A 15706-nucleotide genomic window follows, 5' to 3' on the forward strand; every position below is an offset into this window, starting at 1 on the left:
AAAAGTCCTAGCCTCTCAATTGTCTTTGGATTGTCGAGCAAGACGCAGTGGTTGAGTGGGCTCTACTACGCTGATTTCATCAGCTTTTACAGCCCTACTCAACTGTGCGGAGGTGGGACGACGAAATCGAATTCTTACGAATTACCGATTTCTGTCCCACTCTCTTTATTTTATTCTCTTAAAACCTTCTTTTTTGAGGTTCTTGATATGATCTGAATAGTCGACCAGTTCTCCAATCGTTTTTTTCTCATCATTGGCTTTATTGAAGGCTTCAACATCTAGGTCTTGGTAGACGATTTTGGTATGAATCATCAGCCCATCCTCTTTCGTACGACTCACATCTGTTGTATAGCCCGAAATTCCTTTTTTGGAATCAACAATCTCTTTTTTTATATATTCGAATTCAGAGTCATCTTCAATATGTACATTAAAATTATCAGCCCAAAACTCTTCAGAGATCATTTGATTGGATCTATGTCGAATAGTCACTCGAACAATACTGTCTTTAAATTTTTTCTCATAGGTTTCTTCTCTTTCAAGGCTACAAGCTGTCAGTCCCAGAAATACAAAAAATGTGATAACAAGAAGGAGTCCTTGTTTCAAAATTTTCATAAAGCCCTACTTCCGTTTCCGAGCGATCAAGTGAATCGGGGTCCCTTCAAAGACAAAGGCTTTCCGAATTTGATTTTCCAAGAAACGAAGATAAGAGAAATGCATGAGTTCTTCTTCATTGACAAAGACCACAAAAGTTGGTGGCTTGGTAGCAACCTGAGTCGCATAGAAGATTTTCAGGCGTTTTCCTTTATCTGTCGGTGTCGGATTAATGGCAATAGCATCCATAATGACATCGTTCAAGACAGCTGAAGGAATGCGAGTATTTTGGCTATCACTAATTTGCTTGATCATGTCTGGTAGCTTGTGCAAGCGTTGTTTGGTCAATGCAGAGACAAAGATAATGGGAGCATAAGAAAGATATTGGAATTGATCGCGAATATCATCTTCCCATTGCTTCATGGTGTGGTTATCCTTTTCAAGGGTATCCCACTTATTGACCACGATAATCATCCCTTTTCCTGCTTCATGGGCAAATCCGGCAATCCGCTTATCGTACTCTCGGATACCTTCTTCCGCATTCAAGACCATCAAGACTACATCCGAACGATCGATAGCCCGCATAGCTCGCATCACAGAATACTTCTCTGTATTTTCATAGACCTTACCAGATTTCCGCATTCCTGCAGTATCAATCATGGTATATTCTTGGCCTTCAGCATCCGTGAAATGGGTGTCAATCGCATCTCGCGTAGTCCCAGCCACAGGACTAGCAATGACGCGGTCTTCTCCAAGGATGGCATTGATCAAGCTTGATTTTCCAACATTTGGACGACCAATCAAACTAAACTTAATGACGTCTGGATTTTCTGCTTCGCGATCCGTTGGAAGATTTTCAACGATGGCATCCAAGACATCCCCTGTACCAATCCCGTGTACAGATGACACTGGCAAGGGTTCTCCCAGGCCTAGAGCGTAGAAATCATAGATGTCATTTCGCATCTCTGGATTATCCACTTTATTGACTGCTAAAATGACTGGTTTGTGAGTCTTGTAGAGCATCCGAGCGACATATTCATCCGCATCGGTAATCCCTTCTTTTCCAGATACTACAAAGACAATGACGTCGGCTTCATCCATGGCAATCTCAGCTTGGTGCTTGATTTGCTCCATGAAAGGTGCGTCCACGTCATCAATCCCGCCAGTATCGATAATACTAAATTGGTGGTTTAGCCACTCCGCCGTTGCATAAATACGGTCCCGAGTAACTCCTTCGACATCCTCGACAATGGAGATCCGCTCACCGGCAATCCGGTTAAAGAGCGTGGATTTCCCGACATTAGGACGTCCTACAATGGCAACAGTAGGTAAAGCCATGGTATCCTCTTTTCTCTTATTTTTCTAGTTGGTGTTTCTTTAATAACTCTGCCGTAGCAGCTGGTTCCTCCTGTCCAAATTGGGCAGCCAAGCGTTGACTCCAAGTATCTGTTGCCCGTGCTCCAGCATAGGCAGTCTGTACTTGGTCAAAGGCTTCAATCACCTCAGGAGTCTGCACTTGATAGCTTTCCTCAAATACAACAGCTTCCAAAGGAAGGCGTGGTTTAACAGGATGATTCTGATTTGGCACCCCTAAAGCCATCCCAAAGACAGGATAGGTATAGTCTGGTAAATTAAATAATTTAGCCACTTCAGAAGCTTGATAACGCACCAAGCCGATAATGACCCCTCCATAGCCTAAACTCTCTGCAGCCAACAAAGTATTTTGACCTGCCAAGGCAGCATCTACAGAAGTAATCAACAAATTATCCGGTCCTTCTGGATGGAATTGATCCGTATGCATCCGAACCCCTTTTTCAGCTCGGTTGAGATCTCCTACAAACAATAGGAAGACAGAGGATTGACGGATGGCCTCCTGAGGGACAAATTGATACAGTGCCTCTTTCTTTTCTTGGCTTCTCACTAAGATGATGGAATAGGACTGAAAATTTTTCCAAGAGGAAGCCATTTGCCCAGCTGTTAGGATCGCTCGAAGATCTTCCTCCTTGATATCCTCCTCTTTAAAGCGACGGACAGAGGAATGAGATTTCATCAAATCAATAACAGTATTCATCGGCGATTTTCTCCTTCTAGGCGCACTTCTTTAGCCAGGAACTTAATTCGCTCCATGACACGTTTGGCTTGCCAAGTCTCATCTCCATTCCGAGACGTAGCAAAATGACGTTCCAAGTCTTCAAAATTGAAATTGGAGGTAAAGAAGGTTGGAAGAATCTCCTGCATCCGGTGTTGCAAAATCACTTGCAAGACTTCATCCCGCACCCAAGGCGACATTTGCTCTGCCCCAATGTCATCAAGAATCAAGATTTCAGCCTTCTTGACTTGATCTAGCATCTCTTTAACTTGTCCTGTGTTAATCGCATTTTTGACATCGATGACAAAGCTTGGAAAATGCAGAATCGTTGAAGAAGCCTGCCGTTTTTCAGACAAGTCGTGAGCAAGGGCTGCCATCATATAGCTTTTCCCAACTCCAAAATCTCCATATAGAAAAATCCCTTTACGAGCTTGAGGATAGGAAGCAACAAAATTGGCCAACTCTTCAAAGGCTCCAAAACGCCCACGATCATCCAAGTCGACTTTGGCTAAGGAAGCTTCCTTCAAGGTGCTTGGTAAGTTGATCAGCTGCAAGCGTCTATTGATAGCGGCTTGTTTTTGTGCCTCGATTAATTCAGGTGTCTCCTCATAGGAAACATCCGCATAACCTTCATTCATGACTAAAACAGGCTTATACCCTCTTGCAATATAATCTGCATCCCCAAGGACAAAGCGATTGCGCTCACTGATGTATTGGTTAAATTTGGAAATGCTACGACGGATTTCTACATCCGATAAACCTTCCTTTTGAATAAAGGTTGCAATCTCAGGTTCGGCGAGAATTTGAGCTACCAATTCTTCATAATTGAACTGCTGTGATCGATTCATCTGGGACATGGTTTTCCCTACGCTCTCCATTTACTCCCCTCCTTGATTTAATTTCTCGAGCAAGGCTCGTTTTTGTTGTTCCAGATTAGCCTGTTCTTCTTGGCTAGTCTGATTGGTATAGTTAGGCTGACTCCACTTCGGAACATTGGTCTTTCCTGTCGCTGACCCACTCTTAGCTACTTTCTCTTTTGCTTTTTGTAAATGGGAGTCTTGGCGCTGGCGGATCTTCAGAACTGCCTCCTCAGCCGTCTTTATCCCCTCATAAGCAAAGTCATTTCCAACTTTTAAGGCATACTTTTCATTGAGATTGGCGGAAGCAACCTTGTTAAAGGTCAACAACAAGATCACATTAATAACTTCATCTAACAGGCCTAAACGGGCCAAGTCAGAAATTACTTGGCGTTCTGATTGGGTCACAACAGCCTTACGCGCTTTTTTAATTCCTGCTAAAAATTGACGACTAGTCTTATTTTTAGCTTCCCGGATAATAGCTCTTTCCTGCGGAGTGAACTCATCCTTACCTTTTTCTTGTGGCTCTTGGGTCAGTTTTTGTCTCATCCGTTTGGTCGAAATGACCAAATTAACCGCTGTCTCTTTGGCCAACAGATAGGTCTCGTACCAAGTCCAATTCTTCTCTTCGGTGATGGCATAAAGAACTAAGAGGTCCTCTTGTTCGTTCTCAAAACGAAGGCCATCCCGCACCATTAATTGTTTAAAGTGCTCTAAACTGAAGGAAGATACTTTCCTCTGAGGGGTCGAAACACCATCAATCCCAAAAACAGAGGCAAAGTTCACCTTCCGTTTCTCTCCCTCTGGTTTTTCAGGAAGCAAGTCACGAACTGCTGCTTCTCCTATTTTTTTCTCCAGCAACTTCTGATAAGCGACATTCGCGAAAAATTGATCTGCTTCTAGCGGAGCCAAAAATCGGAACTGAAGTCCTTCATCTGTCTCAAAAACCTCTAGTAAATTCATGGCAATCAAACGGTCTAGACTTTCGAGAAAATGAGCGAACCCTAGATCCAAATGATTTAAAACAACAGCAATCAGCCGTTTTTCTTTCCCCTGATCATAGAGACTCAGCAGAAAAGTATATAATTGACTTGCTTGAACACCTAATATTGGTCCATACAGATGCGTGAAAGAGGCTCCTGTAGGCGCTAAATAATTATTCTTCAAGAAAGAAAATGAAGTATTGGGCTTCATCTATTTTTCCTTTTTCTTCTTCGTTCCTTTGGTAATCTGCTTTAAGAGACTTTCCAATTCACCAACATCCTTGAAACTACGATAGACACTCGCAAATCGAACATAGGTAATTTCGTCCAATTCTGCTAACTCGTCCATGACAAGTGATCCGATATAGTCACTCTGGATCTCATTTTCACTCTGACTACGAATCTTTTGTTCGATTCGCCCCACAATTTCCTCAATTTCGTCACTCGACACGGGACGTTTCTGAGCAGATCGAATAATCCCATTAAATATTTTATCTCTAGAAAACTGTTCCCGGGTGCCATCTTTTTTCACCACAACAAGAGTCCGCTCTTCTACTCGTTCATAAGTGGTGAAGCGATGATGACATTCATCACATTCTCTTCTTCTACGAATCGTTTTCCCGTCTTCTGCCTGGCGACTATCTACAACACTAGACTTATTTCCGCCACATTTTGGACACCGCATGGACACCCTCCTTATCGTTTCTTAATACTTTATTCTATCATATTTAGGGCTAAAGTGAAAGCAAGGGAAATAAAGAAAATCCCTAGCCTCCTGGAGGGATAGGGATTTGAATATTATGGTAAATACAAGTCAGCTGACAAACCATAATGGTCGCTAACGAGAGGCTGACTAGAACCATCAAACACAACTTCTAGCCGTTCGATAACCCATTCTTTTGAGGTGAAAATATAATCAATCCGCAAGGGTACTTGATTATCATCCCATCCATCAATTCCAGGACCTACAGTGTAAGTCCCCTTGGTCTGGCGAGCTTCAATAAAGCTATCTTGAAGAGCTAGCGGGCTCGCTAAAATGGCTTCATAACCTTCTTGCCCAGCTGGATTATTAAAGTCCCCAGCTAAAATCAAAGGCTTTTGCAATTGGCTAAAGCGTTCTTCTAAACGCGCCCACTCTTGCTGGAAGCCTTTGTCCCACCAAGAGAGGTGAACACTGGCAACAGCAATGTCTTTCCCATCAACTTGGGTTTCTGCAATGGCAATCCGTCGTGTATGATAATCTGTTGGATCATTCACATCTGAAACCAAGAGTTCGCTTGCCTGGATTGGGGTACGCGATAGAATCGCCACACCTTCATGATAACGGTCATAGCCGATATGGTTATAAGCCCAGGTCCAGTGGTAGCTCAATCCTTCTTCTTCTAATTTTTCAACTAAACAACGAACATAGTGATCCTGATGGATCGGCTCCGCAGAAGGAGTTGGATGGTACAAGTCATTAACAGGAACAACTGGACTTTCGATGGTCTGATTTATTTCTTGGAAACAAATCACATCGTATTGCTTTGCAAGAATGTCTTTTAATAAGTCCTCAAATTTTTGTTGGGGATTTTCTTCCATCCAACTATGAGTGTTTAAAGTTAAAAATTTCATGATCCTACTCTCCTAATAGAGAATTCCCTGTATCCAATAGATACAAGGAATAACTCTCATAGATTATAATTCAACCTTAGCAACCACAGCATCTGCTGGAAGTTGACCAGTTTGTGTAAGAGTGACAGATTGAATAGCTGCACCATTTGTGAAGACTACAACTGTTGAAGTTGCACGTCCAGCTTCACGAATAGCATCCAAATCTGCTTCTACCAATAGGTCTCCCGCTGCCACTGTTTGGCCTTCTTCTACCTTCACTGTGAAAGGTTTACCTTCCAAACTTACAGTATCAAGACCGATATGAACGAGGACTTCAAGACCAGATTCTGTTACCAAACCAAGCGCATGTTTGGTAGGGAAGACGCTTGTCACCTTACCAGCTACTGGTGAAACAATCTGACCATTTGCTGGTTCAACTGCAAATCCGTCACCCATCATTTTTTGTGAGAAGACTGGATCTTGAACTTTTTCTAATTCAATGACTTGTCCTTCAGCAACTGAGTGAACTTCTTCCGTCACCCCTTTAAAGGCAACTTCTGCTTGTTGAGCCGCTGTCTTTTGACTTGGAAGAGTTTCAGGAATCACTTCACCTGAGTCTAACAAATCTTGGATATCTGATTTCAAGACGTCCGCTTTTGGACCGTAAATCGCTTGGACCCCTTGTCCTTTCATGACAAGTCCCATAGCTCCTTCAGCCTTCCATTGTTCTTCTGTACCAACTTTTTCAGCATCTTTAACAGTGACACGAAGACGAGTCATACATGCATCTACATCGACGATATTGGCACGACCACCAAGAAGGTTGATCACGTTAACTGCTTGAGAAGCAGCGGCCACTTTACCTGAACCTGAAGTTTCAGATGCATCTACATCTCCTTCAGCTTGTTCGTAGTTTCCATTACGTCCAGGAGTTGCGTAGTTAAATTTCTGGATCATGAAGTTTGCAATGAAGTACATGATCACAGCAAAGAGAATCGTTACCCAAATGAAGTTAAAGATGTCCATACCAAGGCCAGCTTTAATGGTCATTGGTGTACGAGTCAAGAACTCAATAGCTCCAAATGAATGGACACGGAGATTGACGATATCTGCCATCGCGAAGGCTGCACCTTGTACCACTGCATAAACGAGGTAAAGAGGCATTGCTACGAACATAAACATGTACTCGATTGGTTCTGTAACCCCTGTGAGGAAGGTTGCAAGAGCAGTCGCAATCATCATCCCTTTGTATTTGTGTTTCTTATCAGGGTCTACATTACGGTAAATGGCAAGGGCAACCCCCATCAAGATACCGAATGAACCGATCATTTGTCCCACTTTGAAACGAGCAGGTGTGACAGTATCCAACAAGTGTTGGTAAGTAGCAGGGTCAGAAACTTTTGTATTTCCTAAGTCTGTAATCCAAGCCAACCAAAGTGGATCTTGACCAAATACTTGAGTGCCTTTTGCTGCACCAGTTAACACTTCATAAGTACCACCCAATTGAGTATAGTTGATTGGGATAGTCAACATGTGGTGAAGACCAAATGGAAGCAAGAGACGTTCCAAGGTACCGAAAGCAAATGGTGCTAAGATTGGAGCAGTCTCTTTTGAGTTAGCAATCCAAATACCAAAGTTGTTAATTCCTGTTTGGACTACTGGCCATAAGAATGACAAGATAAGAGCCACAATTGCAGAACGAAGGATAACGACAAATGGAACAAAGCGTTTCCCGTTAAAGAATGATAGGGCATCTGGTAACTTGCGGTAGTTGTAGTATTTGTTAAAGGCTGTTGCCCCTACAAAACCGGCAATAATCCCAACGAAAACTCCCATATTCAAGGCAGGTGATTCTAACACACTCGTGAAGTAATCAGCAACCTTGATAGATCCACCAAGAAGTGTTTTCACCTTCGCTTCTGGATCTTTCAGCATATCTCCTGTTACACCGAACATCACACCAGTGATCCGGTTAATCAGGATAAAGGATAGACCTGCTGCAAAGGCCCCACCCGCACGTTCTTTCGCCCAGCTACCACCGATAGCGAGAGCAAAGAGGATGTGGAGGTTTCCGATAACCCCCCAACCGATCTGTTCAAGAACACCACCGGTAGTTACCAAGAAACCAAGTTCTGGATTAATCATTGCAATGGTTTTACCAAGACTGATCATCAGACCTGCCGCCGGCATAACTGCAACGACCACCATCAACGCTTTACCGAATTTTTGCCAAAATTCAAAGCTTAATAGACTTTTGAATGATTGTTTATTCATCATTCGACCTCCTTATAAAATTGAAATGCCCGCAATACGAGAAAACGTTTGCATATTTCACTTACTATTATACCACTTTTTTTCTTTTGTAAAGCCCTTACATGTAAATTTTTAATTCACAAACATTATATACAAAGGCCTTGGAAATACTGTAATCCAGGCAAACGTTTGCTTCTTTCACAAGATTTTAAAAAAATTTTTTTAAAAAATTTTTCTTTCTTCCTTTTTGACAAACAAAAAAATCCCTTTGAGATTTTGATATGTACCCAGAATCCTGGACACATGTTATGAACTAAGTGGAACACATGGATGCTATCCTGTACATTACAGGTGGCATCCATTTTGTTTTTCCTTGTATTCTTTCATTGTTGTAATAACTTATGTATTCATCTAGTGCTTTTGAAAAGCTCTCAAATGATTCATATTCTTTCTCGTAGCTGTAGTACATTTCATTCTTTAGACGTCCAAAGAATGTTTCCATAATGCAATTATCTATACAATTGCCACGTCTAGACATTGATTGGATAATTCCCCTGTTTTTTAGTTCCTGACGATAGTAGTTGTGTTGATATTGCCATCCTTGATCTGAATGAAATATTAATCCTGTAAGTGATTTGAACTTTTTAAACGCCATCTCTAGCATTCTCTTGATTTGATTTAGGTTTGGACTCATCGACAAGTCATATGAAATAACTTCATTTGTGTACATATCAATTATCGGAGAAAGGTAACACTTTCCCCATGAAAAGTTAAACTGAGATACATCAGTTGTCCACTTCTGAAGTGGTGCTGTTGCTGTAAAGTCTCTATCTATTATGTTTGGTGCTACTTTACCTACTTCACCCTTGAATGAGTGATACTTTTCTTTAGGTCTTTTGCCTTGCAATCCAAGTGAATGCATGATACGTTGTACTCTTTTATGATTGACAGAATTTCCACGTCTTAAGAGCTCTCTATACACTCTTCTCACACCATATCTACCTTTATGCTGGCTAAATATTTTCTTGATTTCTTCAGTGAGCTTAATATTTCTAAAGTCTACAGTATCAACTTTACTGATTTCGTAGTAGTAAGTTGATTTAGGCATATTTAAACCTTTTAGTAGGTGCTTTAATTGGTATCCTTCTTCTCTGAGCGCTTTGATGATTGCTGCTTTTTCGCCTTGAGTTGCGCAGCCCATCTTTCTTGCCTCAAGGCGATCCTTTTTTTTACTACTTCAATCTCCGCTTTCATTGCCGCAATTTCTTCTCTTAGTCTGATTAACTCTTCACGTTCTGATTCAGTTAAAGGTTTGGGCTTAATCGTTTTCTTTTTCATAACAGGGTTCTTACTCTTGCGACCTTTCTTTTTATTCACAAGACCATTGTAACCTAATTCTTTGTATTTGCGAACCCAGGTATATAGCATTCCATTATTTATACCTGCAGAAACAGCAACTGACTTGTTGGATTGTCCTGCTAATACTTTAGCAACTAATTCATATTTCGCTTCAGGGGTCCACACTTTGTTATTACCTAAGTGCTTTAATGCATCTGGTCCATTTTCTTCTTCGATACGAGCCCAGTATCGAACCATTAGATGAAAGTTTGATGTTTTTATTCCTTCTGGTGTTTCAGGCCATATTCCTTTTCTATATAGCTCAATACACTCTAACTTATACTCATGACTGTAACGCATGAAAATACCCTCCTTACTGGGTGTCCAGTAAAGAGGGTACATATCATTTCTCATCAAAGGGATTGTTGTTATTCTTGCATTTGGTAGCCGACACCTCGGACAGTTTTGATATAGCTCTTTTGTCCTGGAAGATCTATTTTCCCACGAAGATAGCGAATATAGACATCAACGATATTGGTTTCTGCTGTACTCTCATATTTCCACACCCGCTCTAAGAGTTGCTCCCGACTAAGGACATGTTTGCTTCCCATCAAAGTTGCTAATAAATCATATTCACGACGTGTCAGATCAATTACTTCTTCTCCCCGATACACCATATGATTCTCGACATCAATTCGCAAATTCCGATAGGAAGTGGGAACTTTCATCTGATTACAATGTTGGTCAATAAAATCACGGCCTCTAAAAATAGCGATGATTTTCTCAACCAAATCACTGATCACGAATGGTTTGATGACATAAGATACTGCAAATCGTTGGATACTCTCCATATGCTCTGAAATTTTCTCACGACTATCCAAGACAATCAAGACTGCTGCAGGACGAATCTTGCTCAGACGCTGGGCAAACTCTTCCCCACTCATATCTTCTAGTTCGTAATTGAGAAGAATTAAATCATATTCTGTAGCCTGCAGGAGTTTCAAGGCCATTTCCCCTTGTTCTACCAAATCAACTACATAGCCAGCTTTCTGAAGTTCTAAATCAATAAAGCGCGCTAAATTCTTTTCATTTTCTACTAGTAATATCCGCTTTGTCATAACCTACAATTATTTTTCGTCGTACCAAGAATAGTGGAAAGTACCTTCTTTGTCTTTACGTTGGTATGTGTGGGCACCAAAGTAGTCACGTTGCGCTTGAATCAAGTTAGCTGGAAGATCCGCTGAACGGTAGCTATCGAAGTAAGTGATGGCTGCTGAGAAAGTAGGTACTGGTACACCTGCTTGAACAGCAAGAGCTACGATATCACGAACAGATTGTTGGTACTTAGCAGTGACATCCAAGAAGTACTCATCCAAAAGAAGGTTAGCAAGGTCTGCATCACGGTTGTATGCATCCGTGATCTTTTGCAAGAAACGAGAACGGATGATACATCCATCGCGCCAGATAGAAGCGATGTCTGCAAATGGCAAGTTCCAGTTATTTTCTTTAGAAGCGACACGCAATTGTGCAAAACCTTGTGCGTATGAAATGATTTTTGAGAAGTAAAGGGCTTGACGGATCTTTTCAATCAACTCAGCCTTATCTCCTTCAAATTTGAAGGCTGCTGGTTTTGGAAGCACCTTGCTAGCGTGTACACGTTCTTCTTTGTAAGTAGAGATGTAACGTGCAAATACTGACTCCGTAATAAGTGACAAAGGCACACCAAGGTCAAGCGCTGATTGGCTAGTCCATTTACCAGTTCCCTTGTTTCCTGCAGCATCCAAAATATAGTCTACGATTGGTCCATCTTGACCTTCATCATCTTTACGTCCAAGGATATCAGCCGTGATTTCGATCAAGTAGCTGTCCAATTCGCCCTTGTTCCACTCAGTGAAGATTTCAGCCATATCTTGAGCTGAAAGTCCAAGCAAGTGTTGCATCAAGTCATAGCTTTCTGCGATCAATTGCATGTCCCCATACTCGATACCGTTGTGGACCATTTTCACATAGTGACCAGCTCCATCAGGACCGATGTAAGTCACACATGGTTTGCCATCTTCTGGTGCTTTGGCAGAGATTTCTTCAAGAACGTCTGCTACCAATTCATACGCTTCTTTTTGTCCACCAGGCATGATAGAAGGACCTTCAAGGGCACCTTTTTCACCACCAGAGACACCAGTACCGATAAAGTTGATACCAGAGTTGGCCAACTCTTCATTACGACGGATAGTATCTTTGTAGAAAGTGTTTCCTCCGTCAATCAAGATATCGCCTTTATCCAAGTGTGGAAGAAGGGCTTGGATGGTTGCATCTGTACCAGGTCCAGCTTGAACCATGAGCATGATACGACGTGGTTTTTCGATTGAGTTTACAAAGCTTTCGATATCATAGCTTGGCACAAAGTTCTTTTCAGGATGGCAAGCAACAACATCTTCTGTTTTTTCTTTACTACGGTTATAGATAGCAACTGTGTATCCACGAGATTCAATATTAAGGGCAAGGTTACGACCCATTACGGCCATACCAACAACACCAAAGTTTGCTTTAGTCATGTGACACTCCTCTTTATAGTTTGCCTATATTCTACCATTTTTTGACATCAAATGAAAGTAGAAAATAGCTTCCCACTTCTCCAAGAGAGAGAAGATCATACAAGTCATTTGATCTTAAAAACAAAAGTGCCCGAGAAACAGTTCTCAGACACTTACTTATGAATGGCATTAATCTTCTTTTGAAGCTAATTCATCCGCTTCAATGACCGGTTGTTCTCCTTCTTTGAGTTTGTTGACCGTCATATTGACCCCAAGAGCTCCTGCTAGTAATTGACGGATATCAAATCCAGCTCCTTGAGAGACTTGATCGATACTTTGCATGATATCACCCACCATCTTAGAGGCGTTTCCTTCACCATACATGGTGATCTTATCCACCTTGGTCAATGGCTCAGCGACAGCACGCGCAATTTCAGGCAACTTATCAACGACCATTTCAGTAATGGCTGCTTCTTGCATTTTCTTCATCGCTTCTGCCTTTTGGTCCAAACCTTTGGCTTCGGCTTCTAGTTTCAAGCGAATGGCTTCAGCTTCTGCACGACCTTTGGCTTCGATGGCTTCTGCCTCTTGCAATTGGGCAAATTTCTCTGCTTCGGCTTGAGCTTTCCGAGCTTCCGCTTCTTTTTGTGTTTCGAAAAGTTCAGCTTCCGCCTTGCGTTGGCGTTCGATCAATTCTGCTTCGGCTGCTTGTTGACGAGCATACTTTTCAGCTTCGGCTTGCTTACGGATGTTGGCATCCAATTCTTGCTCACGAACCTTAACTTCGCGTTCCTTAACTTCCGCTTCTTTCTCTTGTTTCATGATGTTGGCTTCAGCTGCCACGCGCTCTTGTTCACGACGTTGCACTTCTGCCTCAATCCCTTTCGCAGCATCTGCCTTGGCTTGAGCAATATCTGCTTCTTGCTTGAGGGCTGCTTGTTTGAGTTTCAACTCATTTTGTTTTTGCGCGATTTCAAGGTCGGCTGCGACGCGTTTGTCGTTGGCTAGCTTATCTTGTTCCGCTTCTACTTCTTTGCGCTCGCGTTCTGCTTTGGCTTTAGCAATCAAGGCATCCTTCTTGATGGTTTCAACATTTTCGATACCAAGGTTATCAATGACTCCCCCTTCATCAGAGAAAGATTGAACCGTAAAGGCGATGACTTCCAGACCCATTTTAGCCAAGTCTGGCGCTACGTTGTCTTGCACCTTTGAGGCAAACTCTTGACGGTCATTGACCATCTTACGGAGCTCCATCTGACCGATCACTTCCCGCAAGTTTCCTTCCAAGACATCTTGGACAGAATTGGAAATATCTGTCGTATTCCAGTTCAAGAAGTTCTCTGCAGCACGGGCAATCATCTCATCGGTTGTACCGATTTTTAATTTAACAGCTGCATCGGCACGGACGTTAATGAAGTCCAGTGTTGGGACTGCTTCAGATGTCCGAACATCTGTCGAGAATTGCTCAATATCAAGATAAGAGCGTTGTTCGACAAAGGGAATCATAAAACCAGCTTTCCCGCGTAAGTGGCGTTGCTTCCGAAGACCTGTAATAACAACAACTTCGTTTGGTTTAGCGTTCACGTAGCCTTTTACAAGCAAAACTACAATAATGACAGCAACAATGAGACCTGTTATCAACCAGCCTGGAATAAATAATGTATCCATATTTTTCTCCTTTTTTCAGAGGTCTCCCCTCTGTTGTTTATAAATCTTAGTATATCAAAAGAAGTCTTTTCCTCAAAGAAAAGACCTGTATTTATGTTTAGATTTTTAATATGTCATCCCTAGCCTATTCTTCCTCAAATAAACCTTGGAGACCAGCAAAAGGACTATTTTCTTCTTTCTTAACCGCTTGAGCTTCTTGGTACTCTTCTTCTGTCATGATTTTCCAATCATTGCCCTCGATAAAGCCGTGTCCGGCCTCTTCTTCCGGAGTGAGAACCTTGAGAGGAATATTGAGCAGGATATTATCTGCCACGCTTTCACTCAGATCAATTCTGCCCCCTTCGATGGGAAGGATCAGATCTTCCTCAAGAGCTTCGATATCTGCCTCTGACTGTGCGTCCTCAGCGAACACCTCTGTCACAGGATAGCTCTCTTGAAGCTCAACGGGTTCCATGCTTCGGCTAGAGGCAAGGACGATGGTATAGGTCAATTGGTAATCCAAGACATAGAGACCTGTATCATAGGCTACTCGCCCTGTCGCTGTCACATCCTTTAAATCAAGAATTTCTGGATTGCGCTTTTGCAATTCTTTTAGCAAATCCAACTCTTGATCAAAAGCCAGTCCTTCAGGATTTTTACGGATTTCTTGTGTATATAAGTTCATTCTTTTGCCCTCACATCTTCTAGATACTACTAGTATATCATGAAGCTGTCCCTTCAACCAAGAAGTCTCCTAAAAAATTTGTTATAATCATGAAAAAGATACAGTGTACTAGACCTATTGGTGTTGTACACCAAGGTCCCACAATCTCTTGGATAAAAGAGGTTCATTTGCTAAGGCATTGGTCCTTGTATAGATAGAGGAGAAAACATGAAAGACATCGGAGCAGTTTTTCGACAAATACGGGAAAGTCGCCATATTTCATTAGAAGAAGCTACAGGCGGGGAGTTTTCGCGCTCCATGCTGTCACGATTTGAAAGAGGAGAAAATGACCTGACGACCCAACGCTTTTTTCATGCCTTGCAACAGATCAAAACAAGCCTCAGTGAGTTTTCCCATCTAGCAGGGATCGATCAGCACTCCTTTATCCCCAAATTGTTGAAAGAGCACTATGAAAACATGAGCTTGGAACATGATCAAGCCTTGTACCAAAGCTACCAGCTAGCTTATCAGAAAGAGCACAAAAAAGAAGACTTCTTAGCCAGCATTATTCTCAAGGCCCAAATGCTTGGCAACTTTACTGAGGTAGAGTTGACTGCTAACCAAGAGGAACTAGATTTCCTCTATGACTACCTCTTCTCTGTCATGGTCTGGGGAAATTTTGAATTAAGCCTATTTTCACTAACCTCTCCACTTTTTTCCAGTCAGCTCTATCGACAGTACACAGAGGAATTGGTCCAACGGGAGGACTTCAAGCTTCTCCTAGACTCTTCTCTTCCTGCCCTCAACTCTATTTTTCTCAATGGATTTTTTCTGGCCATCAGTTCGAATGAATTTGAAGATGCATCTTATTTTGATCAGCTAATCAAGGACCACTTTTACTCCGAAAACGAAGCCTACCTTCGGACCGTTTATCTCTATGCCAAAGGGGAATTTCTCTATCGAAAGGGAGAAAAAGAAACTGGTCTTGAAAAGATGGAACAGGCCATCCAGGTCCTTTCTATTTTGGATTGTAAGGACAGCGTCAACTACTACAAACAGAGCATGCAAGAACTCTTCAAGGAATCTTAAAAACTCACAGATCTATTCTGTGGTTTTTTGTTGAAAATATGCAACATGTAAATCTTCTTGCTTTTAGGGGG

At 42.0% G+C, this 15706-nt stretch carries 15 protein-coding genes; 1 reads left to right on the forward strand and 14 read right to left on the reverse strand.

The window, feature by feature from the left end:
- Positions 1–165: 165 nt before the first annotated feature.
- The 14 genes from N596_RS04920 to N596_RS04985 all read right to left on the reverse strand — a co-directional run bounded on the left by N596_RS04920 (position 166) and on the right by N596_RS04985 (position 14567).
- The gene (locus N596_RS04920) at positions 166–612 is read right to left on the reverse strand and encodes a hypothetical protein (RefSeq protein WP_023024129.1); all 447 of its coding nucleotides are present in this window, start codon (positions 610–612) and stop codon (positions 166–168) included.
- A 6-nt stretch (positions 613–618) separates the two neighbouring features.
- Positions 619–1929, reverse strand: coding sequence for a ribosome biogenesis GTPase Der (gene der / locus N596_RS04925; RefSeq protein WP_023027162.1), 1311 nt, complete (start codon positions 1927–1929; stop codon positions 619–621).
- 16 nt (positions 1930–1945) lie between these two features.
- Complete coding sequence (locus N596_RS04930; RefSeq protein ID WP_023024131.1) at positions 1946–2662, reverse strand: NADPH-dependent oxidoreductase; 717 nt, start codon at positions 2660–2662, stop codon at positions 1946–1948.
- Positions 2659–3558: a primosomal protein DnaI gene (gene dnaI, locus N596_RS04935; protein ID WP_023024133.1), complete on the reverse strand. Its 900-nt coding sequence runs from the start codon at positions 3556–3558 to the stop codon at positions 2659–2661. The genes N596_RS04930 and dnaI overlap by 4 nt, the downstream gene beginning before the upstream one ends.
- Positions 3559–4731 carry a replication initiation and membrane attachment family protein gene (locus N596_RS04940; RefSeq protein WP_023024135.1) on the reverse strand — a complete coding sequence of 391 codons (1173 nt, stop codon included), beginning with the start codon at positions 4729–4731 and terminating at the stop codon, positions 3559–3561.
- Entirely contained in the window at positions 4732–5205 is a 474-nt protein-coding gene (gene nrdR / locus N596_RS04945) for a transcriptional regulator NrdR (RefSeq protein ID WP_006595763.1), read from the reverse strand.
- 113 nt (positions 5206–5318) lie between these two features.
- Positions 5319–6134: an endonuclease/exonuclease/phosphatase family protein gene (locus N596_RS04950; RefSeq protein WP_023024137.1), complete on the reverse strand. Its 816-nt coding sequence runs from the start codon at positions 6132–6134 to the stop codon at positions 5319–5321.
- 63 nt (positions 6135–6197) lie between these two features.
- Positions 6198–8387: a PTS transporter subunit IIBC gene (locus tag N596_RS04955; RefSeq protein WP_042361432.1), complete on the reverse strand. Its 2190-nt coding sequence runs from the start codon at positions 8385–8387 to the stop codon at positions 6198–6200.
- Between the two features lie 292 nt (positions 8388–8679).
- A complete protein-coding gene (locus tag N596_RS04960) occupies positions 8680–9567 on the reverse strand; it encodes an IS3 family transposase (protein ID WP_081697786.1) in 888 nt (295 codons plus the stop codon).
- A complete protein-coding gene (locus tag N596_RS04965; RefSeq protein ID WP_023023319.1) occupies positions 9498–10064 on the reverse strand; it encodes a helix-turn-helix domain-containing protein in 567 nt (188 codons plus the stop codon). The genes N596_RS04960 and N596_RS04965 overlap by 70 nt, the downstream gene beginning before the upstream one ends.
- 68 nt (positions 10065–10132) lie before the next feature.
- Positions 10133–10822, reverse strand: coding sequence for a response regulator transcription factor (locus N596_RS04970; protein WP_023027164.1), 690 nt, complete (start codon positions 10820–10822; stop codon positions 10133–10135).
- Between the two features lie 9 nt (positions 10823–10831).
- A complete protein-coding gene (gene gnd / locus N596_RS04975) occupies positions 10832–12256 on the reverse strand; it encodes an NADP-dependent phosphogluconate dehydrogenase (RefSeq protein ID WP_006151777.1) in 1425 nt (474 codons plus the stop codon).
- A 168-nt stretch (positions 12257–12424) separates the two neighbouring features.
- The gene (locus N596_RS04980) at positions 12425–13903 is read right to left on the reverse strand and encodes a flotillin family protein (RefSeq protein WP_023027165.1); all 1479 of its coding nucleotides are present in this window, start codon (positions 13901–13903) and stop codon (positions 12425–12427) included.
- 124 nt (positions 13904–14027) lie between these two features.
- Positions 14028–14567 carry a YceD family protein gene (locus N596_RS04985; RefSeq protein WP_042361201.1) on the reverse strand — a complete coding sequence of 180 codons (540 nt, stop codon included), beginning with the start codon at positions 14565–14567 and terminating at the stop codon, positions 14028–14030.
- Positions 14568–14774: 207 nt separating this feature from the next.
- Between N596_RS04985 and N596_RS04990 the strand changes: the two genes are divergently transcribed.
- On the forward strand, positions 14775–15635 hold the full coding sequence (locus N596_RS04990; RefSeq protein WP_023027167.1) for a helix-turn-helix domain-containing protein: 861 nt from the start codon (positions 14775–14777) through the stop codon (positions 15633–15635).
- Positions 15636–15706 lie beyond the last annotated feature (71 nt).

This window comes from Streptococcus ilei, assembly GCF_000479335.1.
Classification (GTDB): domain Bacteria; phylum Bacillota; class Bacilli; order Lactobacillales; family Streptococcaceae; genus Streptococcus; species Streptococcus ilei.